Consider the following 21,624-nt stretch of genomic DNA (forward strand, 5'->3'; position numbering starts at 1 on the left):
TCCGGATGGGGAATATCGCAAAATATCGCCGCAGCGGACGAACCGGCAAGCCTTACTTTCCGGCTAGACGAGTGAAAAACCATCGCAGGCAATTGATTCCACGCCTGTGCTGCGCTAGCGTTGCCCGCCATGGCCAAGTCCTCCCCCGCCCCCGCAGAAACCACTCCGGTCGCCGATTTCGAGCGCTCACTGGACGAGCTCGAACAACTGGTGGCGCGCATGGAAGGGGGCGAAATGAGTCTGGACGAATCGCTACGTGCATTCGAGCGTGGCATCGGCGTGTACCGCCATTGCCAGCAGGCGCTGGACCAGGCCGAATTGCGCGTACGCCTACTGCTCGACCCCGACGCCCCAGACACCGCCGAACCCTTCGAACCCAAAGTTTGAGCGATAGCTCTCACCACAACAGGCTGCTCGCTCAGTCTGGTCGAACTGGAACACATGCACGCTGCAAGACCGGTGCGCTGACGCGTGCAGTGGTGCGTCTCGGCGCCCTTACCGCCCACACCGACGCACGAGCGCTGGAAACCCTTGATCGCTACGCTGCAACCGTGATCTTGCACCCGCTAGCCGATCACATCAGGTTGCGTCCATGAAATAGTTCTTCGATTTCTCGGCGCAGCAGTTGCTCGATCTTCTGCCGCTCCTTGAACGACAGATCGTCGGCGTGCGCTTCGAACAGGTAGGTGTCGAGGTCGAAGTCCTTGATGTGCATCTTGGTGTGGAAGATGTTTTCCTGATACACGTTCACGTCGAACATCTCGTACTTTTGGCGGATGTGGCGTGCTAGGTAGTCCTGCACCGAGTTGATCTTGTGATCGATGAAGTGCTTCTTGCCCCTCACATCGCGGGTGAAGCCGCGCACGCGATAGTCGCAAACCACGATGTCCGATTCGAAGCTGTCGATCAGGTAATTCAAGGCCTTCAGCGGGGAGATCACGCCGCAGGTGGCTACGTCGATGTCCGCGCGGAAGGTCGCGATGCCATTGTGCGGGTGCGTTTCCGGATAGGTATGGACGGTGATATGGCTCTTGTCCATGTGTGCCACCACGGCATCGGAAATCGTGTCACGGCCCAGTTTTTCCACCACGGGCTCTTCGGAGATGAGAATGGTTACCGAGGCGCCCTGTGGGTCATAGTCCTGGCGGGCCACGTTCAGAATATTCGCGCCGATGATCTCGGCCACGTCGGTCAGGATCTGGGTGAGGCGATCGGCGTCGTACTGCTCGTCGATGTACTCGATATAGCGCTGGCGCTGGTCTTCGGACACCGCATAGCAGATGTCATAAATGTTGAAGCTCAGAGCCTTGGTCAGGTTGTTGAAGCCCTGCAAGCGCAGGCGCGGGAGGGGTTTCACCACGGCGACACTCCATGGCCGGGTCACGGCCGACAAGTGAGGCGGGTTAGCTACAAGGGTCCCCGCTGAATTGAGAAGGCATGCTGGACCCTTATCCTGCACGCCCCTTGTGTACGGACGATGCCAAATGCCACCATCCGAGGAAGACTGCAAAGTATGCGGCAAAACGATGAAAAACAGAACCGCGGGCAGATCCACAGCCACGTGTCGTCTTTGCCATAATGCACACAGTCGCAAGGGATGCGTTCAGTCAGTACGGCCGCCGGTAAGGACGGCCCTCTTGGACTACTCAGCTTGGGGAAAACTTCTGTGGTGCAGCTGAAATATCAATTACAACAAGCTTTTGAAAAATCGCAGGCGCCACTAGGCTTTGCGCCGGACCCCGTCGCCATGGAGCGCTTTCTGGGGCTCTGCCATCGTCGCCGCTACCCCGGTAAGACCGCCATCATTCGCCCGGGCGACCCCGCCAACACCCTCTATTACGTGATCGAGGGTTCGCTGGCCGTCTGCACCGAGGATGAGCAAGGTCGGGAGCTGATTCTGGCCTATATCAACCGCGGCCAGTTCATCGGTGAAATGGGCATGTTCGTGGAGCAGGCGCAACGCGAATCAATGGTGCGCACGCGCAGCCCGTGCGAAATGGCGGAAATCAGCTACGAGCGCCTGTTCCAGCTTTTGGAAGGCCCGCTGCGCGACGAATGCCCGAAGATCCTGTTCGCCATTGGCGCCCAGCTTACATACCGCTTGCTGCGCACCTCGCGCCAGGTAAGCCGGATGGCGTTCATGGACGTGACCAACCGCATCTCGCGCACTCTGCTGGATCTCTGCCAGGAGCCGGATGCGATGAGCCATCCGGCCGGCACCCAGATCCGCATTTCCCGCCAGGAAGTCAGCCGCATCGTTGGCTGCTCGCGCGAGATGGTAGGCCGTGTACTCAAGCAGCTGGAAGAGCAAGGCATGATCGAGGTCTCTGGCAAGACCATCGTAGTGCGTGGCACCCGCTAAGCCGCCTTGCAACGCCCCTTAGCTCTTGCTGCCCTGCCAGGAGCGTTTTGTCTGCAAGTGCCGGCTTCTCTCTGGGTCAGGTAGGCAGGAAATCTGGAATCATCATCCGTGAGTGTCGAATAGCCGCTTCAATTCCTGGCCAGGATCGGCCGCGCGCATAAACGCTTCGCCCACCAGAAAAGCGTTGATACCCGCGTCGCGCAACCGCGCAACATCGTCGGGCGTGCGGATGCCCGACTCCGCGACCAAGATACGGTCGTATTCCATCAGTTGCTGCAGTTCAAGCGAGTTATCGAGTGAGGTGCGGAAAGTGCGCAGGTTGCGATTGTTCACGCCGATCAGCGGCACTGGCACGGCTTGGGCACGTTCCAATTCCTCAGCGTCGTGCACTTCGCACAGCACATCCAGATCCAGATCGGCGGCCAGCAGGGAAAGCTCCAGCAATTCGGCATCATCCAGCGCCGCCACGATCAGCAGGATGCAATCCGCACCGATCGCACGCGCCTCGTAGACCTGATAAGGGTCAATGATGAAATCCTTGCGCAACGCCGGCAACGAACACGCTGCACGCGCCTGCTGCAGAAAATCCTCGCTACCCTGAAAAAAATCCTTGTCGGTCAGCACGGAAAGGCAGGCCGCTCCACCCGCTTCGTAACTTCGCGCGATGGCGGCCGGATCGAATTCCGTCCGGATCACGCCCTTGCTGGGGCTGGCTTTCTTCACCTCGGCAATCACCGCGGGAAGCCCCTCGGCGATCTTGACCTCGATGGCTGCTGCGAAGCCGCGCGTGTCGGGCATGTCAGCCACGCGAGCGGACAGCTCTTTCAGCGGTAACTTGGTGCTGCGTTCGACGAGCTCTTCCGCCTTGCGGGCAAGAATGCGTTGAAGAATGTCGGTCATAGGCTTGTGATCGGCATGAGGAACCAGTGAAAGGGATGGGCTTGCACTCAGCGAGTAGTATCCGCAAGTCGCTGGGTGGTTGCCACGAATGCGTCCATTTTTGCACGGGCCGCGCCGCTGGCGGTGGTCGTCCGGGCCAACTCTATGCCACCAGCGATAGAGCTGACCAGGCCGGAGATATACAGCGCCGCGCCCGCATTCATACAGACGATGTCGTGCGGCACGCCGTGCCGGTCTTCCAGCGCGTCCAGCAGCATGGTTTTGGATTCCTGCACGTTCTCGACCCGCAGATTGCGGCTGGACGCCATGGCCAACCCGAAATCCTCTGGTTCGATCTCGTACTCCAGAACTTCGCCATGGCGCAGTTCGCCAACCAGGGTTGTAGCACCCAGTGAAATTTCGTCCATACCATCGCGCCCCCACACCACCATAGCGTTCCGCGCGCCGAGCGCCTGCAGCACGCGCACCTGGATACCGACAAGATCCGGATGGAAAACTCCCATCAAGATGTTCGGTGCACCAGCCGGATTGGTCAGCGGCCCCAAGATGTTGAACAGGGTGCGCACGCCTATTTCCTTGCGCACGGGCGCCACCACTTTCATCGCAGGATGATGATTGGGGGCGTACATGAAGCCGATATCGGTCTCGATCATGCACTGCGTCACCTGTGCGGGCGACAGCTCGATCTTCGCCCCCAGCGCTTCAAGCACGTCCGCGCTGCCCGACTTGGACGACACGCTGCGCCCACCGTGCTTGGCAATGCGTGCGCCCGCCGCCGCGGCCACAAACATCGAAGCGGTGGAAATATTAAAGCTTGACACACCATCACCACCGGTACCGACGATGTCGAGGAAATGTGAATGAGGCGGCACCTCCACCTTGGCCGACAGCTCACGCATCACGCGCGCCGCACCCGTGATTTCACCGATGGTTTCCTTCTTCACACGCAGGCCGGTGAGGATCGCCGCCGTCATCAGCGGACTCACCTCGCCATTCATGATCTGTCGCATCAGCGCAATCATCTCGTCATGAAAGATCTCACGATGTTCAATCGTGCGTTGCAACGCTTCTTGCGGCGTGATGGTGATGGTGCGCCCGGTCATGCGGCGAGCTTTTGCAACGGTTGCCGAAGGAAGTTACGTAGCAGGTCATGACCGTACTGGGTGAGAATCGACTCGGGATGGAATTGCACCCCCTCCACCGCCAGCGTCTTGTGGCGCAGGCCCATGATCTCGTCGATGGAGCCGTCGGGGTTTTCCGTCCAGGCGGTGACTTCCAGGCAATCGGGCAGCGAAGATTGCTCCACCACCAACGAGTGATAACGCGTGGCTTCGAACGAATCCGGCAATCCGGCGAACACGCCCTTGCCCAGATGGCGCACCGGCGAGGTCTTGCCATGCATGATGTGCTTGGCGCGAACCACCTTGCCGCCGAAGGCCTGTCCGATGGCCTGATGCCCAAGACAGACACCAAACACCGGGATCTCACCCACCAATTCGCGCAGCACATTCAGCGAAACGCCGGCATCATACGGTGTCCCCGGGCCAGGCGAAATCATGATATGTGACGGCTTCAACGCACGGATGCCGGCAACGTCCATCGCATCATTGCGCACCACCTTCACCTCCTGTCCCAACTCGCCGAGGTATTGCACGAGGTTGAAGGTGAAGCTGTCGTAATTGTCGATCATCAGCAACATATTGAGCCTAATTTTTTGATTTATATTGCATTATCTTAAAAATCTCGTCGTCCATAACCACATTTTCCCCGCCGACGACGAGCGTTGAGCGCCGCAGGACGGCACGTGAAGACACAGCATACCAACGCCGGCGGCCAGAGTTGCGCGCTGCATCACTTTAGCCTTGCGGCCGCCAAGGGCAAGGAACGGCGGAAATCATTCGATGACACGCACATTTTAATTTTATTAATCAATGATATACAGATCATCATCATGGATGGCATGTCGTTTTCGTAGCCACATGAATCGGGTATTTACACACACCTGCCGGCCCTGAAAAAACGATGTGTGTAATCGGATGTCCTATGCGAGGGAAAAGGTGTACTTTAATTACTAACATCTTCACCCAATGCAGTGTCGATGAGTTCGGGGACTCACAACGAAATTCACCCATAACGAACGACATTCGGGGGAGTGCTTTCGGCATATGAGCGTGATCCAGGTCAACAGCTTGCCGATGGTCAGTCCCGCACGAAGGACGGCGGCCGTTTTTCTTTTCCCCCCCGTCGAACTTTTCTTGCGCTGTCTTCTGTCATCGCGAAAGGAGGATATCGATCGTGGATAACGAACAGAGCAACGCTGCCACCAAGCCGCAAACAACGCTTGCCCGATTACGCGAGAAGCTGCTTGATCACACCATCCTGCTTCTGGCGCTGCTGGTAGCCAGCATCACGGGTGCGGCACTATGGTATTTACATAGTCAGCAACAACGCATTGTTTCTTCGCTTGCCGAACAAGGCGCAAAGCAAGAGCTAACCACAATGGAACAAGTGCGTGCCATGTACACCACGGAAGTGGTAGACAAGATGCGTGGCCACGACATCACCGTTACACATGATCATCTTGACCAACCCAATACCATTCCCTTACCGGCGACGCTGACCATCGAGCTTGGCAACCGTATCAACAGTCAGAATACCGGCCTGCAATTGCGTCTTTACAGCGATTATCCGTTTCCATGGCGCAAGGACGGCGGCCCACACGATACCTTCGAACGCGATGCGCTCGTCGCGCTGCGCAAAAATCCGAATCTTCAGTTCATTCGCCTAGAAGACGTGAACGGAAAACCGATGCTGCGTTACGCGGTGGCGGATGTGATGCTGCCCGCCTGCGTTACCTGCCACAACAACACCCCTGCAAGTCCGAAGAAAAACTGGAAGGTAGGTGACGTGCGTGGCGTGCTCGAAGCTCGTCGTGAAATCTCGCCACTCGCAATGACAATACAGACTGATCAACGACGCACATTTGGTCTGATCGGCAGCATGGCGACCCTTGGTCTTTTCGGTGTGGGCTTAGCATTCGTCAGGCAGCGTCGCGATGCCGGCAACTTGCGCCAGGTGGCCTCACGTTTGAGTGCCATGGATGCAGCCTCGCCATCGGGAACCTTCGTCACGGACGTAAATGGTTGCTGCGTGCATATGAATCAGGAATATCGCCGGATCACCGGCCATAAGGGCAGCGGGAGCGTCAACACCCTCTGGTACGCTAGCGTCCACCACGAAGACCGCGAACGCGTGCGCAAGCTATGGGATGAGGCCATACGAAACGGATACACATTTGCCACGGATTGTCGCTTCGTGGACGACAACGGATTGCACATATGGACGAGTTGCAAGGTCGCGCCGATGAAGGACGAGCATGGATTGATCGGCTATGCCGGCACGCTTGAAGACATCAGCGATCGCAAAAAAATAGAGCAGATGAAAAATGAGTTCGTCTCCACCGTTAGTCACGAACTGCGCACGCCGCTGACTTCCATCATGGGATCACTCGGTCTACTGGCTGGTGGTGTCAGTGGCGAACTGTCCGACAAGGCTAAGACCCTGGTGGAGATCGCCCACAATAACAGCGAACGACTAGTACGCCTCATCAACGACATTCTCGATATCGAAAAAATCGAATCGGGCCGCATGCGCTTCGAACTGGTGCCTGCCCCATTGCTGCCGCTGGTCGAACAGGCTATCGCCGCCAACAAAGCCTACGCGGCACAATTCGACGTCACCTTTAGTCTCGATGTACAAGACCCGATTGCATGCGCAAAGGTCGATGCCGACCGTCTGATTCAGGTGATGACCAATCTGATGGGCAATGCCGCCAAATTCGCGCCCGCCGGCACGACGGTAGAATTGTGCCTGACGAGCCACCAGGACAAGCTTCACTTTAGCGTCACGGATCATGGACCCGGCATTCCCAAGGATTTTCGCGACAAAATTTTCGCGAAATTTTCGCAGGCCGATTCATCCGATACACGCCAGAAAGGTGGGACCGGGCTTGGCCTGTCCATTTCCAAAGCGATTATCGAAGCGATGAATGGCGACATCGGATTCGAGACAACCGAAGGCCAGGGCACCACGTTCTATTTCGAACTACCTAAATGGTCCGAGTCACTCGAAGTGCGTGATCCATCCGCGGTCGAGTATAAGACCTTGCATCGCAGCAAGGTTCTTGTCGTCGAGGATGATCACGATGTCGCGACGCTGCTAGTAATGATGTTGGAACGTGCCGGCTACGAAGCCGTGCCTGCCTACGATGCAGCCTCGGCGCGGCGCATGCTGGCTGAAGGTTGTTACTCCGCCATGACATTGGATCTTAAATTGCCTGATGTCGATGGCCGTACATTCATGAAGGAACTACATGACGATCCTGCCACAAAAAATCTCGCGATCATCGTGGTATCCGGCCATCTTCGTCGACAGGTTCGACAGAGCAACGGCAACGGCAACGACCTTGGCGTCGTGGATTGGATCGCCAAGCCCATCAACGAATCGAACCTGTTACAAGCCATAAAAAAAACGACTCGCAATCAAGCTAATGGCAAGACGCGTGTACTGCATGTGGAAGACGATATCGATTTACGTCATATCGTCAGCTCCCTCTGCGAAGATGTGGCGGAATTCGATTCGGCGAGCAATTTCGCGGAAGCGGCAGACATGCTCGCCAAGCAACGCTACGGCCTTATCATTCTGGATCTGGAACTACCTGATCAGTCCGGATGGGACCTTTTGCCGATTATCGACAAACAGGTGCCTCATCCATCCGTACTAGTTTTTTCTGGCACCGAACTGTCGCACGAAGAATCGATCCGAGTCACGGCAGCCCTGGTGAAATCGCATGCCACCAATCCCGAACTGCTGGACACTGTCCGTCACCTTACCGATAGTGCCGGCACGAATGAAGCCTAGGAAGACCTCATGTCCAGGAGACTGTAATGCCTAACGAAACTCTGAAACGTATCTTGTGCGTGGAAGATGAAGCCGATATCCAGGCGATAGTGCGCATCGCGCTGGAAGCCGTCGGTGGCTTCGAATTGATGGTCTGCGGATCAGGACATGACGCGCTGCGCGATGCTCCTACGTACGAACCCGATCTCATTCTGCTCGACGTGATGATGCCCAAACTGGATGGACCGGCCACACTTGTGGAATTGCGGAAGCAGCCGAGTTTGAAGAATACACCCATCGTTTTCATGACCGCCAAGGTGCAAACGCATGAGGTGGAGCAGTACCGCAAGATGGGCGCGGCGGACGTGATTGCCAAACCCTTTGATCCCATGACGCTCTCGGATACCTTGCGCGGAATATGGAATAACGTGCCATGAGCGCTCCGGCGAACGTTTTGACGCAATTGCGACTTTTGCAGGAGCAATACGCCAAGCAACTTCCTGACAAGCTTGATGCTATGAAACAGGCCTTCGATGATGGCCAGAACTTGGAATCCCTGCGGCAATTACGTTTTATTGCCCATGGCCTGGCGGGTTCCGGTGCCACCTTCGGTATGCCGCGCATTTCGGAACTGGCGCGACAGATCGAAATGACCGTTGCCATGGCGATCGATGATGGACATTTCCTTGATGTGTCGGAACAAGAGTCCGTCGCTTTCCTATATGGCGCGCTGAAATCAGCAGCGCTGAGCACAACGGTGGAATCTACCTTTCCGGCTGTGCAGTCGTCTCCGATGATTCACCATGGCACACGAAAACTGGTGTACCTGGTAGATGACGATACGGTGGCGGCAGCAGAGCTGGCGCGACAACTCGGCCATTTCGGATATCACGTTAAAACCTTTGCCACTCCTCAGCAGTTTGCCCACGCCACGACTGACCCAGAGCTCGCCGCAGTGTTGATGGATGTCATGTTTTCCGACGGCGATTTGGCCGGGCCCGATACCATTGCCAAGCTGGTCTCGGCAAAGCAACTCAATGTGCCCGTACTGTTTATTTCAACGCGTGCGGATCTCGCTGCACGCCTGGCCGCTACGCGTGCAGGGTGTTCAGCTTACGTGGAGAAACCTGTCGATGTGCGCGAGATGGTGAGCACACTCGATCGCCTGCTACCGCATATCACGATGGGCCAGGACCGAGTGATGATCGTGGAGGATCTGCGAGAGCTTGCCGAACATTACGCCTACACCTTGCAATCGGCGGGCATAATCACCGACATCGTCACCAATCCGATGAGTATCCTGAGTCATCTGAACGACTTTCGTCCCGACCTGGTACTGATGGACATGTATTTACCCGATTGTACGGGCGTGGAACTGGCAAGCGTCATTCGTCAATTCGAAAACTACATGTCGGTGCCGATCGTCTTTCTCTCCTCCGAGCGGGATACCGCCAAACAGTTGGGGGCGATACGGCTTGGTGGCGATGATTTCCTTACCAAGCCAATCGAACCGGAACATCTGATCAGCGCAGTGCAGGCACGCCTTGAGCGTTATCGTGTGATGCGCTCCTACATGGCCAAGGATGGTTTGACCGGTTTGCTCAATCATTCCAACATCAAAGGGCGATTGGTCGTAGAAATCGCACGCGCGATACGTGATCGACAGCCGCTTTGTTTCGCCATCATCGACCTGGACCACTTTAAGGACGTTAACGACACCTACGGTCACCCCGCCGGCGATCGCGTTATCCGGACACTCGCCGATATGCTGCGACAGCGACTACGTAGGGCTGACGTTGCCGGCCGACTGGGTGGCGAAGAGTTCGGTGAAATCATGCCCAATACCGATGCCAAGGATGCTGTACACGTTCTTGACGAGGTGCGAGAGGCCTTTGCCGGTGTGCAACAATATGCTGACGGACGCGAGTTCAATGTGTCCTTCAGTTGTGGTGTTGTCCAATATCAACCTGGCGTCAGTGCCGACGATCTGCTCAAAGCTGCCGACGAGGCTTTGTACAAAGCGAAGACGGAGGGGCGCAATCGCGTAGTGCTGAATGGCTCAACAACCGATCTGCTGCCACGCACGCCATCACAGATTGCGGATATTCCAAGTGCAAATGATGCTCTCCAGCCAAACGGTCGACATCATTGATCCGGCATCCATATTCTTAAAGAAAAACGCAGTGTTTCAGGTTTTTTTGACGACTCTATCGCTCAAGATTATGGATGCCGACGCAATAATCGCATCATGGATGCGCCAGCACGTGGCCGGTGTAGCTTTCCACCACCAGGCTGAAGGGCTGATTGTCGGCGGTGTACAGCACCGCGCGATGCTGCAGTATATGGTCAGGAATCGTCAACGGCTTGTTGCTAGCTGGTGGCAAGGGTGCGCCAGCGTCCCATCCCGGTGGCAGCGGCGACCAAAGCAGGTCCGCCGAAAGCGTCTGGCGACGAAAATGCAGCGGCTGCACGACCTTGCCGAATGGCACGTCGGAATTATCGAGCTGTTGATTCATGGCTTCGGTCAAACGCGCGGGCACGTACCAGTTATCCGCATCGGACAACACGATATCGCCGCAACTAAGTGCCACGCGACGATAACGCACGGGCTCATGGGGACCCATGCCTAGCAAGGCGCGCGCATCCGCAGGCAACGGCTTGTCGGCACCGTGGACACGATGGGCAACGATATGCGCATCCGGCGCCAGATGATGTGCGCTACACCATCGCTCCAGTGTCAGCGTGGCGCTGGGATGACTCAGCAGTTCCGCGTTCAAGGTTTGCAATTCTGCCAGCGCCTGGGTGCGGCTTAGCACGGTATCGGGCCAGCTTTGCGATGGCTCCCGCGCAAATACCGGTAACGCACACGCTAGCGACAACACTGCAACCGAGCGAAAACAACGCGCTATCCACATCATGGTAAATCCTTATTGATTGACCGACATCAACACAAGCATCACAGGCCTTTGGCTGCTTGTGCCACGGCACGGAACAACGCACGCCCCTTGTTCATTGTCTCTTCCCATTCGGAAGCGGGATCGGAATCGTAGACAATGCCAGCGCCAGCCTGTACGTGCAAGCGGCCGCCCTGAATAACGGCTGTGCGAATGGCGATAGCGGTGTCCGCGTCGCCCCACCAGCCGATCCAGCCGATCGCGCCGGCATAGATGTTGCGCTTGTAGGGTTCCAGTTCCTGGATGATTTCCAGTGCGCGAATCTTGGGCGCGCCACTGACTGTCCCCGCCGGGAACGTAGCCTTGAGCACATCCATATAACTAAGGCCAGGTGTCACCTTGCCTTGCACCTGCGACACGATGTGCATGACGTGCGAATAGCGCTCGACCACGAAGGATTCGCTCACTTCAACGCTACCTGTCTCGCTGATGCGACCGATATCGTTACGGCCCAGATCGATCAACATGACGTGTTCAGCACGCTCCTTGGGATCAGCCAGCAATTCCGCTTCGAGTGCCTGATCCTCTTCCTCGGTGTCACCCCGCTTGCGCGTACCGGCAATCGGACGCACCACCACATGGCCGTTCTGCAGACGGGCAAGAATCTCGGGCGAGGAGCCCACGATCTGCGTATCGCCCACATCGACGAAATACATGTAAGGCGAGGGATTCATCGCACGCAAGGCACGATACACATCCACCGGACGTGCATGGAAACCCACGCTCAAGCGTTGTGATGGAACCACCTGAAAAATATCGCCCGCGCGAATGTATTCCTTCGCACGCTCTATCATCGCCTCGAATGCTTCGCGCGTGAAGGAGGATTTAAAATCGCCTTCGTCCAGCACAGTGGATTGCGTGAGCTGCGGATAAGGCGCACCACCCTGCCTCAGCCGATGCGTCAACGCATCCAGCCGGCGTTGCGCATGTACGTACGCCTGCGGTTGTGACGGATCGGCATGCACGATCAGGTAGAGACGACCCTTGAGGTTATCGAAGACAGCCACTTCCTCGGCCAGCATCAGCAACACATCGGGCGTACCCAGTTCATCCTCGCGATCCCACTGTGCCAGGCGCGGCTCGATATAGCCGATGGTTTCGAAACCGAAATAACCTACCAGTCCGCCGCTGAAAGCCGGCAATTGTGGTAGGCGCGGCACATCGTACTGCTTGCGCAGGTTTTCGATCTCGGCCAACGGATCATCCAGGTAACGACGCTCGACCATTTCACCGGCATCCTCCACCTCCAACTCGTGACCGCGAAGGCGATACACGCGCTTGGCCGGCAAACTGATGATCGAATAACGCCCCCACGTCGCACCACCCTCCACCGACTCGAACAAAAAGGTGTATGGGCCATCGGCCAGCTTAAGGTAGACCGACAAGGGCGTATCCAGGTCGGAGAACACTTCGCGTACCAGTGGGATGCGGGTGTGTCCTTGCACGGCAAGTGCTTCGAATTCGTCACGGGAAATCACGTAGGGAGTCCGATGGAACGAAGAAGGAATAGCCATTGTATAGAGAGGGAGGATCCATAGTTACGACGTGCTCGGCCTTATTGCACAACGAACTTTTGTGCATCGACCGGATAAGTCGACGCCGCGAGAGCGACTTCGACCCAAACCGCATAAACCTGTGATGTACACCATGCACTGGGCCTTCACAATGGACGTGCCGGCCATGAATGTCGACATCGTTAACCACGCTGCCGATGCATCGCATCCGGACTCATTGGAGTCCAAATGCGGGTGGTTTTTGGCGGGTGCTCCCGGAATGAAAAAAGGGCTTTCGCCCTTTTTTAAAGGATCCCGGACATCAGTGGATGTCCGTGGATCGACATTTGGAGCGGGAAACGAGACTCGAACTCGCGACCCCGACCTTGGCAAGGTCGTGCTCTACCAACTGAGCTATTCCCGCATCGGAGCAAGCAACTATAGCAGATCCGGTGCCGATGTGAATAGCCGGAACTGCGTTTTTCAGTAATTCAAGCTACTTGCCGCATATGTTTGAAGTACTGATACAACAAGGCCCCGGGCTTTGACCTAGGGCCTTGTCTGGAAACTGGAGCGGGAAACTGGACTAACATCCAGCCCGCGACACCATTGTTAACTCGGGTGTTTCATCTTGTCTCGCGTCAGACAACTGTTCAATCATGGACTGATTCTGCATTGCTGTCAACGAATTGAGTCCATCTCTTTCCACTCAACGTCAATACGTACCACTTGCGCCTGTTCGAACGTGACGATTCTGGCGTAGCACGCTTCGCCTACTCGCCCACGATGACGCATCGATGGCCCGCGCCCACGATGGAATCCATCCACTCTGCTATGCATTCCCCAGTTTGGGCGAGCACAGCGTATTCAATCTGAACCACGCGCACCACGACCTCGGTGAGGTCCATCATTTCAGGGGCAGATGAGTTGTTCCCGGAAGGCCGGACAATTCGTCTCCCGCATCAATGGCCCGATCTCGAAAATCGCAGCCCTGCGCACGTCCGATACGGAGCAAATTCGTTTGCCATCTCGAACATTCAAGTAGTAGCCCTGCGTGTTTGTCAAAGTTGAATCCCTACGTGATGGACGCGCCGTGATACAGGCCATCCCATGTTGGAGAAAATACAGCCGAGTCGGCTTTCCACAACTGACCGACGGTTACCCAGACAGGTCTTCCCAGTTGCTTTTCAAACTCCGGTGCCAGGTAATGACACCGTTTTAGACACTGACCCGCTGACTTCGCCGGATCGGTTACGCCGGCACGCCGCAGGGGAGGTTCAATGAAGCTACCCTCCGCATCAAGTGCATCACCGGACGTCCAGACTGGCTTGGGTACTTCAAAACCGCACCAAGACGTGAAATCAACCGCTTGTTCGAAGTTGAGTTTTTGTAGTCGCCCCTCCCGCAGAGGGGTGGTTGATACGGCCCAAAATAGAGGGGCGGCGGCGTCTCCATCAATCCACATCACCCTGTTTGTGTGTCACCAAGGCCGCCATTACGATGCCGTATCACTCACCATGATGTGGTTCGAAACGACGCCATCTCGCTCTTGAGCAACGTCAAGCGCGTCTTGCCATCCGGCAGGAAGTGCGTGCCGAACCGCACGAGGCCCGTCTGATGAAGATGGCAGGTCATCATGAAGCTCAGCAGCATGCCGTGCTCGACATCGACGATCTCGATATCGATGGCTTTGAGGCGCGGCTCGTATGTCAGCAGCGTGTGCTCCATGACGCGTTTGAGCCGCAACGTTGAAGCTGGCAGGTCCCGATACACCTCAGTCAGATCATCCAGGCCGTAATCGGGGATGTGCAACAGGCCGTTACGCCGGCTGTTCAAGATGCGCTGAATGTTGTCCTGGACGGAGAGGAACGTCTGCGTCGACGCATCAAAGTCCTCCACTGCCGCGCCGCTGGCGAAGTGTCCCGTCACCTTCTCGAACAACCCCGGCCCGCCACGATTCATGCCGCACGCTCCATGGCGGCCTCAAAATCAATCGTCACGCCCTCCTCGTCGGCATGGCCAAGCTGGATCACCGATGGCAACGGCCCTTGCGCACTGCGCACGAGCAACTCGCGCGAAAGTGCCGGCAGGATCTGCTGATCGAGCAGGCTGTCGATGTTGCGGGCGCCCGAATCGGGCAGCAGGCAAGCACGTACCAATTCGGCCACCAACGCATCGTCGCACGTGGCCGAGACGCCAAAGCGTTGCGCGATGCGCTGGGCGACGGTGTCCAGTTTCATGCGCACAATGGTGGTCAGCGCATCGGTCGACAACGGCCGATACACGATGGCCTGAAAACGCGCCAACAACGCCGGCTGAAAGTGCTCCACCAGCAGCGGCCGGATCGTTTCCATCAGCATCGCCGTCGTCACCTCTCCGCCCGTGTCGCGCACCGCGTCCGTGGTCGCCATGATCTCCGCGCTGCCCAGATTGGACGTCATCAGGATGACGGTGTGGCGGAAATCGATCACGCGCCCTTCCCCGTCGCGCATGAAGCCGCGATCGAATACCTGGTAAAACAAATTCAGGACATCGCGGTGCGCCTTCTCGACCTCATCCAACAGGATGACGCTGTACGGACGCTGGCGCACCGCTTCGGTCAGCACACCGCCCTGGCCGTAACCGACGTAGCCCGGCGGCGAGCCCTTCAGTTGCGACACCGTGTGCGCTTCCTGGTACTCGGAAAGGTTGATCGTGACCAGCGCGCGTTCACCACCAAACATCAACTCGGCCAAGGCCCGCGCCGTCTCTGTCTTGCCGACGCCGGAGGGACCGACCAGCAGGAACACGCCGAGCGGCGCCTGATCCGAGGTCAGTCCCGCTTTCGCCGCACGCAGGCGCTTGCCCAATGCCGCGAGGGCATCATCCTGCCCCACCACAACCTTCCCTAGCCGTGTTTCGAGTTCGAGCAGGGTGGCCCGTTCGTCTTCCAGGAGACTGCCGACCGGTACGCCTGTCCAGTCGGCGATCACGCTTGCGACAGCCGCTTCATCGACTTCGGCGTGAACGAGACCATCGGCGCCTTGTTCGGTGAGCAATGCATGCAAGGTCTTGATCGATGCTTCAACCGCGGCACGAGCGTCGGCATGGTGCGCGTCCCGCCATTGCTCGCGCTGCGCCTGCAATTGCGCGACGGTCATACGCTGCGTGGCGCACAGCGCCTCCAGCCGCGCGTGTTCGACAGACAGCGCCGCCATCCGTTGATCGATGGCGACGAGCCGCTCGCCAACGTCGGCACCCATGATTCCCTGATCCTGCGTCAACGCCAGACGTTCGATCTCCAGCGCACGGGATTCCGCCAGACACGTAGCCAGCGGCACCGGTGTTGCATCCATGCTCATGCGCACGCGCGAAGCCGCCGTGTCTAGCAGATCGACGGCCTTGTCGGGCAACTGCCGGCCGGTCAGATAGCGGCGCGACAAACGCACCGCTGCTGCGACCGCTGCGTCGGTGATGTGGACATCGTGATGTCGCGCGTAACGGTCTTTCAAGCCACGCAGCATCAGACAGGCGCTGGCATCGTCCGGCTCGTCGACTTTGACCATCTGGAAGCGGCGTTCGAGCGCCGCATCGCGCTCGAAATACTGCTTGTATTCGGACCAGGTCGTCGCCGCGATGGTGCGCAACTCGCCCCGCGCAAGCGCGGGTTTCAGCAGGTTCGCCGCATCGGCACCACCTACTGCGTTGCCGGCACCGATCAAAGTGTGCGCCTCGTCGATGAACAGCAGAATGGGCGTCGTGGATGCCTGTACCTCATCGATCACATGCTTCAGGCGCTGCTCGAATTCGCCCTTTACACCCGCGCCGGCCTGCAGCAGACCGAGATCGAGCGTCAGCACGCTGACGTCGCGAATCGCCACGGGTACGTCGCCTTCGACGATCTTGAGCGCAAGCCCCTCGACCAAGGCCGTTTTGCCGACGCCTGGGTCGCCGACAAGGATCGGGTTGTTCTTCCGTCGGCGCACCAGGATGTCGATCATCTGGCGAATCTCGACGTCGCGGCCGAACACCGGATCGATGCGTCCTTCGCGCGCTTTCTGCGTGATGTCAATCGAAAAGCGGCTCAACGCACCCTGCGCTTGTGGCGCCGCGCTCGTCCGCAACAACGCGGAGCGCGGCGTAGCCCCCACATCTTCCGAGTGGTGATCCTCAGCGGTTGATCCCGGCTCCGTCGACTCCTCCGGCGAACGCACCTGAGCAGGGGCTTCAAGCGACACCGCATCAAGTTCCTGCATCAGTCGATCGACTTGCGTGGCCGATACCGTCAGCAGCGCCCATGCATCGTGTGCCTTGAGGAGTTGGGGGTTTTCTGCCAACGCGGCCAGCAGATGCGCGGAACGGATCGACGTCGCACCCCCCGTTGGATCGAGCGAGGCGCGCAGCCACGCCGCCTCCAGCCATGCCCCCACACGTGGCGACAAGCCAGGTTTGCCGCGCAGGTCGTGCGGCAGTCGGTCGATGGCACTGAGCAATCCATGCCAGATCCCGTCGAGGTCGAGTTCATACCGACGCAGGATCACGAGCAGATCGCCCTCGCCACGTTCGAGTAGTTTGATCAGCCAGTGTTCGACCTCGATGTCGCGGTGTGCGCGGGTTTCACACAGGCTCGCCGCGTCGGCAAGCGCCTGCGCGCAGATATCGTTGAGTCGTCGAAGGTAGGGAGTGTAGTCGCGGGAAGTCATGGGAGAAACACTTTCGGTATTTGTGCAAGACGGGCAGGCAGCAATTTGGATGGACTGGATCTACTTGTAATCCCATGTATCCACGACCTTGGTAATCTTCCAAAGTCCGTCCAGTTTTCTCATAAACACCAAAACATCGACTTTGTCTGTGGACCCAAATGTAACCGGGACAACAGCCACGCCATCCAACATGATTGCCGGATGCGTGGCAATGTGAGTAAGCCAGTCATGGCTATCGTAGTCCTGCACCTTTAAAAAGTAGTCGACACCGTTAGGCGGCCCACCGTGGGAGTAATCGTTCCTCAATCTTTTCACCGTGTCCGCAGCCACATATTCTTCTATGTCTTTTTCCCTCAACGGATAGCCTTGGTCGGAGTCGTTTTTTATAAACCACGTATAGAAAGCGCTCACCTTTGCTTCAGGTGTATCTGGGATACTTGCCGCCGTCGCTCCTTGCTGAGTGAAGGCACCCAAGGAAAAGATCACGATGGCTGCGGCGAAGAAAAGGAAACGTTTCATTTTTCCCTCAATCATGACGGTAGATTTCGTAGGAAGGTTGCGCATTTCGATAAGCCGGGTCAGGGTAGAAGCCGTGCCGCTGCTTAAAATCCGATATCCAATGCGCTCCATCATAGATGGCCATGTGACCGGCAGGATGGCCAGGTGCCGGCTGGATCACAATCACGTCACCCTTTCGTGGAGCGCCAAGTGCCGCACGAAAGCCCGCTGCTTTTAGGATTGGACCATAGTCCTTTGCGTAGCGGGTACGTGGAAGGGATATTCCTCCCCACTCGATAGCCCTGCGTACGTACTTAGCACATTCTCCGGTGCTATCAGGTTGGGCATGACTGTCTGCGTAGCTGGCAGCTGACGCTCCGTCGTAAGGCATGCATTTCCTCCAGTGAACGCTTTCATGATGAAAATCAAATCGCCTGATCTTGCCCCTCTTCCACGGACACCCGGTTAAGCGATTCAATTCGCTATCCCGTCCCATGCGGGATACTTGATCACGTGGACACCTGGACCAAAGCAATCCAGGCATCCGCGCACTTGCAACCTCGCCAGAAATGAACAACACGAACGAGCTAGGAGCGTTCGTTCCACGTATCGGCATGGACAATGTTGCCGTCCTCATAGACATGAGGATCTTGATTTGCATATAACTTGTGGTGCTCATAGCAAGTCAACTCGACAAGCTTGCTCGCACTACTTGTAGTCCCAGGTATCGTCGACCTTGGTGATTTTCCATTTCCCATCCAGTTTTCTCATAAACACCAACAGGAGCAAGCATGAATCCGTGGCACCCTGACTACAGTGAACCGCCGATTTTCCGCGCGACGACATAAACATCAACGCCGCTCATCGAGCATTCGCTGGAGGATGCTTCGCTATTCGTGATGACTTGAACCGTGACACCTGATTTCTCGTAAAAAGTAATGTCGTAGATCTGGCGATACAGGTCCGTTCCGACCTTCTCCGAGGCGAGCAGCATCGCCTTTGTTTTCGATTCGTCCAGTTTCGTCGGGTCGGTAATTCCTGCATTTTTCAGGCTCGCGATGGCGATGTTGGTCGGCCAGCTTGAACACGTGGGAGCTTTGGCAAAGCAGAGCATCGGACTCACGAGGAGCAGCGCGGCGAGCAGTCGTTTCATGGCACCACCTGAAGCCGGTGATCACTGCTTTCCCAGACTCGCTCACGGGCGGGAAAGGACATGATGATGCAACCATCTGACGCACGGCCAGGATGCGCTGCGCTATCGCCGTGCATCATGAACCCGGTACGACCGTAGGTGTTCGTCATCGGAGACGGAACGAGCCGCATTGTGTAGTTGCCTGCGTGAGGATGGCGGAAGGGCGCTTCAATCGACCCATTGCCGACAGGAATTGGTCCGACGTTTCTCGCACTTTGCATATGCGGATCATTCTTCCCGATGCCGTTACCAGAGTAACCTTGCCCGACGAGCTCCCCTCCGTCGCGCGTCAAGCGCCCAGTGCTTTGACTGTATTTCCAAGTCATTCGTTGACTCCATTTTGTAATTGAATCCGCTCGGCCTAAAATTCCACCAAGAAACTCTGTCGCCCTGGAAGGTGGCCAGCGCAGATGAGCTGCCCGCGCTGGCCTTAGCCAGATGCGCGCTCAGCGCTCGTTCCACGTATCGGCATGCACGATGTTGCCGTCCTTGTAAGCCCAGGTGATCTTCTCGTAGCGCAGTTCGACCTCTTCGAGATGGTTGTGTTTCTCGTAGTCGGGGTTCTTGATGTCGAGCATTTTGGGCTTGACCGCCACGATCTTCACGTTCTCGAGCTTGGTATTGAAGTACTCCTTTTCCTTGCCCGAATCATCGATCTTGTACCACTTGATCTCGGCCGATTTCAGGGTCTGGCCGCTGGTCACGGCCTTGTACAAATAGGGCGTCGACGCATCAGTTTCCTTGGTGAGCGTGATTGCCTGATGCACGCGGGTACCGGTCAGCTTGCCCGTATTTCCGTCGGTAGGAATATGCACGCCGTGATCGAAGGCCACGAGTTCGACACTGCCCTCGCGACCCTGGACCGTCACCGACCCCTTGATGTCGGCGCCGCCATCGTCCTTGAGCCACATGTATGCCGGAATTGCCATGGTACTTCTCTCCTATCAGGAACAGGCCGGACGGCCTTCGGTTGAACGACTGCTGCGGTCATCGCGGCAGTCGGGAATCAAGGTGATTGCAACGCGCCGGTTGGCAGCCCGCCCGGCGACAGTGTCATTGGAGGCTTTGGGCCGCGTGTCGCCGTAGCCCTGGATCGCGAAGTGCGTCGGTGACAGCCCTGAGGCGTCAGTCAACCAGTCGCGCACGGCGGCGGCGCGTGCTTCGGACAACTGCTGATTCGACGACGGGTTGCCCGTCGAGTCGGTATAGCCAGCCACCAGCACGCGCTTGCCGGGATGCGCCTTGATCATCTCCAGCGCCCCAACCAGCACGCGGTTGGAACCCGGATTGAGCACGGCGCTGCCGCTGTTGAACATTGCCATGCTGTCGAGCTCGATCATCGACGGCGGCGGTGCCGGTGGTTGATAGCTGGCGATCAACCGGTTAGCCACGGGCAACCACGGTGTGCCGCGATACAAACCGAAACTGAGGCGCATCGGCACGCCTGCATTCGCATACCGCTCGAGCTCGTCGCGATCGCGCTTGACCGCTGCAAGCGCATCGACGCGCGCTGCATCCTGTGACGCGGGGATGCTTTGATAACGCGCCACGTTATCAGCCACGCGTTGCATCAGGGCACGGTTCTGCCATGCGGAAGCGGCAGTGCCAGCGACAAAGAAAACCGCCAGCCCGATGAGAGCGTGCCCAAGCGCACGCGGCCAGGCGCGACGCACCGGCTGACGCGGCATGCCAGTCAGCACCGCGTCGGGTAACGGATAGCGCGACACCACAAGCCGATCCGCAGACGGAGGGATCAGACCGGTGATCTGCGTGACAAACTGACCAAACCGTGTGCGTGGCGCCGGAAGGCCCGGCACGGTGGCGACCGCGAAGGCCGTCACCCGCCAGGGCGTACGCCCTTCCATCCACATCGGCAGAAACGCCGTGCTCGCCCAGCGAACCCCTGCATTCAGCCACGCGGCGCGACGTGCACGCAGCTCCGGTTCGATGGGTATCGCCACGCGCACGTACTGCTGCAACCGTGGCGCGATCACGGCGGGCAGATCCTTGGCGTCCAGCGCTGCGGCACCGGATACCCCGAACCAGGGTGACGCCTCGGTGTCGTCCCGTGTGGACGCCGCATATACGGCCACGCCAACCGGCAGTGCATAACCTACGGTCCGGCACACCGCACTCAGGGCGGAACGCCAGGCTTTCCACGCGACGGTTGCGTCGGCGTCGCCATGATCTTGATCCGCCGCGACCAGCAGAACAACCGCATCCGGTCCCTGTCCGCCGCGCCAGCGTTTCAAGGCATCGGCCAAATGTATCAGGGTCGAGGGCGACTCACCGCGTACCCAGATCGCCGCGTCCGTGACACGAACGGTGTCCTCGCCCCAGACACATGCCATGGCCTGGGGATCGCCCACCGTGATGACCAGCGGAGTGTGCCGCTTCAGATCCGCCGGCAACGCCCGCAGCGAGCCATCGAGTGCGGCCAGCGTCTGCACCGTCGCGCGATACTGCGCACGCAAGCGACGAGTCACCCAAACGAAGGCAACGATGGCTGCTCCCGTTACCACCACGGCCAGCAACGCGTTCACACCGTTTGGCCAAGGCGAACAGAGACCAAGCCACGCAAGCGCAAGCAGCGTGATCCACAGCGCCTGCAGGCGGTACGGATATCTGGACACACTCGTCCCCG

General features: G+C 57.9%; 18 protein-coding genes and 1 tRNA gene. 6 read left to right on the top strand and 13 right to left on the bottom strand.

The annotated features are described in order from the left end of the window. Positions 1-129 precede the first annotated feature (129 nt). Positions 130-387 (top strand): exodeoxyribonuclease VII small subunit, encoded by a 258-nt coding sequence (locus EO087_RS05685; RefSeq protein ID WP_128898023.1) that lies wholly within the window; start codon positions 130-132, stop codon positions 385-387. Positions 388-574: 187 nt separating this feature from the next. On the opposite strand, the gene speD is transcribed toward EO087_RS05685, so the two are convergent. After that, entirely contained in the window at positions 575-1,360 is a 786-nt protein-coding gene (gene speD, locus EO087_RS05690) for an adenosylmethionine decarboxylase (protein WP_115494805.1), read from the bottom strand. A 306-nt stretch (positions 1,361-1,666) separates the two neighbouring features. Between speD and crp the strand changes: the two genes are divergently transcribed. Then, positions 1,667-2,362, top strand: a complete 696-nt coding sequence (gene crp / locus EO087_RS05695; protein WP_128898024.1) for a cAMP-activated global transcriptional regulator CRP — start codon at positions 1,667-1,669, stop codon at positions 2,360-2,362. A gap of 102 nt (positions 2,363-2,464) precedes the next feature. Here the strand turns inward: crp and trpC are convergent, their stop codons facing one another. Genes trpC through EO087_RS05710 form a run of 3 tightly spaced genes read right to left on the bottom strand, consistent with a single transcriptional unit; the run spans position 2,465 to position 4,961 of the window. Then, the gene (gene trpC, locus EO087_RS05700) at positions 2,465-3,262 is read right to left on the bottom strand and encodes an indole-3-glycerol phosphate synthase TrpC (RefSeq protein WP_128898025.1); all 798 of its coding nucleotides are present in this window, start codon (positions 3,260-3,262) and stop codon (positions 2,465-2,467) included. A gap of 47 nt (positions 3,263-3,309) precedes the next feature. After that, on the bottom strand, positions 3,310-4,365 hold the full coding sequence (trpD, locus tag EO087_RS05705; RefSeq protein ID WP_128898026.1) for an anthranilate phosphoribosyltransferase: 1,056 nt from the start codon (positions 4,363-4,365) through the stop codon (positions 3,310-3,312). Then, positions 4,362-4,961, bottom strand: coding sequence for an aminodeoxychorismate/anthranilate synthase component II (locus tag EO087_RS05710; protein ID WP_128898027.1), 600 nt, complete (start codon positions 4,959-4,961; stop codon positions 4,362-4,364). Before EO087_RS05710 ends, trpD begins: the two co-directional genes overlap by 4 nt. 105 nt (positions 4,962-5,066) lie before the next feature. Between EO087_RS05710 and EO087_RS16215 the strand changes: the two genes are divergently transcribed. The 4 genes from EO087_RS16215 to EO087_RS05725 all read left to right on the top strand — a co-directional run bounded on the left by EO087_RS16215 (position 5,067) and on the right by EO087_RS05725 (position 10,313). Next, the gene (locus EO087_RS16215; RefSeq protein WP_164931778.1) at positions 5,067-5,237 is read left to right on the top strand and encodes a hypothetical protein; all 171 of its coding nucleotides are present in this window, start codon (positions 5,067-5,069) and stop codon (positions 5,235-5,237) included. 320 nt (positions 5,238-5,557) lie between these two features. Continuing rightward, on the top strand, positions 5,558-8,182 hold the full coding sequence (locus EO087_RS05715; protein ID WP_128898028.1) for an ATP-binding protein: 2,625 nt from the start codon (positions 5,558-5,560) through the stop codon (positions 8,180-8,182). Positions 8,183-8,208: 26 nt separating this feature from the next. Next, positions 8,209-8,598: a response regulator gene (locus EO087_RS05720; protein WP_128898029.1), complete on the top strand. Its 390-nt coding sequence runs from the start codon at positions 8,209-8,211 to the stop codon at positions 8,596-8,598. Beyond that, on the top strand, positions 8,595-10,313 hold the full coding sequence (locus EO087_RS05725; protein WP_128898030.1) for a diguanylate cyclase: 1,719 nt from the start codon (positions 8,595-8,597) through the stop codon (positions 10,311-10,313). Before EO087_RS05720 ends, EO087_RS05725 begins: the two co-directional genes overlap by 4 nt. 94 nt (positions 10,314-10,407) lie before the next feature. On the opposite strand, the gene EO087_RS05730 is transcribed toward EO087_RS05725, so the two are convergent. The 9 genes from EO087_RS05730 to EO087_RS05780 all read right to left on the bottom strand — a co-directional run bounded on the left by EO087_RS05730 (position 10,408) and on the right by EO087_RS05780 (position 21,613). After that, positions 10,408-11,079 carry a hypothetical protein gene (locus EO087_RS05730; protein ID WP_240669138.1) on the bottom strand — a complete coding sequence of 224 codons (672 nt, stop codon included), beginning with the start codon at positions 11,077-11,079 and terminating at the stop codon, positions 10,408-10,410. Between the two features lie 38 nt (positions 11,080-11,117). Then, positions 11,118-12,593, bottom strand: a complete 1,476-nt coding sequence (trpE, locus tag EO087_RS05735) for an anthranilate synthase component I (RefSeq protein WP_128898031.1) — start codon at positions 12,591-12,593, stop codon at positions 11,118-11,120. A gap of 363 nt (positions 12,594-12,956) precedes the next feature. Further along, positions 12,957-13,032, bottom strand: a tRNA-Gly gene (locus EO087_RS05740). 1,088 nt (positions 13,033-14,120) lie between these two features. After that, entirely contained in the window at positions 14,121-14,570 is a 450-nt protein-coding gene (gene tssE / locus EO087_RS05745; protein ID WP_128898032.1) for a type VI secretion system baseplate subunit TssE, read from the bottom strand. Beyond that, positions 14,567-17,290 carry a type VI secretion system ATPase TssH gene (gene tssH, locus EO087_RS05750; protein ID WP_128898033.1) on the bottom strand — a complete coding sequence of 908 codons (2,724 nt, stop codon included), beginning with the start codon at positions 17,288-17,290 and terminating at the stop codon, positions 14,567-14,569. Before tssH ends, tssE begins: the two co-directional genes overlap by 4 nt. Before the next feature lie 60 nt (positions 17,291-17,350). After that, positions 17,351-17,923, bottom strand: a complete 573-nt coding sequence (locus tag EO087_RS05755) for a DUF3828 domain-containing protein (protein WP_240669139.1) — start codon at positions 17,921-17,923, stop codon at positions 17,351-17,353. 676 nt (positions 17,924-18,599) lie between these two features. After that, the gene (locus EO087_RS05765; RefSeq protein WP_128898036.1) at positions 18,600-18,941 is read right to left on the bottom strand and encodes a hypothetical protein; all 342 of its coding nucleotides are present in this window, start codon (positions 18,939-18,941) and stop codon (positions 18,600-18,602) included. A 485-nt stretch (positions 18,942-19,426) separates the two neighbouring features. Beyond that, positions 19,427-19,909 carry an Hcp family type VI secretion system effector gene (locus EO087_RS05775; protein WP_128898038.1) on the bottom strand — a complete coding sequence of 161 codons (483 nt, stop codon included), beginning with the start codon at positions 19,907-19,909 and terminating at the stop codon, positions 19,427-19,429. A gap of 15 nt (positions 19,910-19,924) precedes the next feature. After that, the gene (locus EO087_RS05780; protein ID WP_128898039.1) at positions 19,925-21,613 is read right to left on the bottom strand and encodes an OmpA family protein; all 1,689 of its coding nucleotides are present in this window, start codon (positions 21,611-21,613) and stop codon (positions 19,925-19,927) included. Positions 21,614-21,624 lie beyond the last annotated feature (11 nt).

It is taken from the genome of Dyella sp. M7H15-1, from assembly GCF_004114615.1.
Classification (GTDB): Bacteria; Pseudomonadota; Gammaproteobacteria; order Xanthomonadales; family Rhodanobacteraceae; genus Dyella_B.

Excerpts from the sequence above, each read along its gene's own strand:
- EO087_RS05685 (WP_128898023.1), top strand. The coding sequence starts at position 130 with ATGGCCAAGTCCTCCCCCGCCCCCGCAGAAACCACTCCGGTCGCCGAT.
- trpC (WP_128898025.1), bottom strand. The coding sequence starts at position 3,262 with ATGACCGACATTCTTCAACGCATTCTTGCCCGCAAGGCGGAAGAGCTC.
- trpD (WP_128898026.1), bottom strand. The coding sequence starts at position 4,365 with ATGACCGGGCGCACCATCACCATCACGCCGCAAGAAGCGTTGCAACGC.
- EO087_RS05710 (WP_128898027.1), bottom strand. The coding sequence starts at position 4,961 with ATGTTGCTGATGATCGACAATTACGACAGCTTCACCTTCAACCTCGTG.
- EO087_RS05720 (WP_128898029.1), top strand. The coding sequence starts at position 8,209 with ATGCCTAACGAAACTCTGAAACGTATCTTGTGCGTGGAAGATGAAGCC.
- EO087_RS05725 (WP_128898030.1), top strand. The coding sequence starts at position 8,595 with ATGAGCGCTCCGGCGAACGTTTTGACGCAATTGCGACTTTTGCAGGAG.
- EO087_RS05730 (WP_240669138.1), bottom strand. The coding sequence starts at position 11,079 with ATGATGTGGATAGCGCGTTGTTTTCGCTCGGTTGCAGTGTTGTCGCTA.
- tssE (WP_128898032.1), bottom strand. The coding sequence starts at position 14,570 with ATGAATCGTGGCGGGCCGGGGTTGTTCGAGAAGGTGACGGGACACTTC.
- tssH (WP_128898033.1), bottom strand. The coding sequence starts at position 17,290 with ATGACTTCCCGCGACTACACTCCCTACCTTCGACGACTCAACGATATC.
- EO087_RS05755 (WP_240669139.1), bottom strand. The coding sequence starts at position 17,923 with ATGATGGAGCGCATTGGATATCGGATTTTAAGCAGCGGCACGGCTTCT.
- EO087_RS05765 (WP_128898036.1), bottom strand. The coding sequence starts at position 18,941 with ATGAAACGACTGCTCGCCGCGCTGCTCCTCGTGAGTCCGATGCTCTGC.
- EO087_RS05775 (WP_128898038.1), bottom strand. The coding sequence starts at position 19,909 with ATGGCAATTCCGGCATACATGTGGCTCAAGGACGATGGCGGCGCCGAC.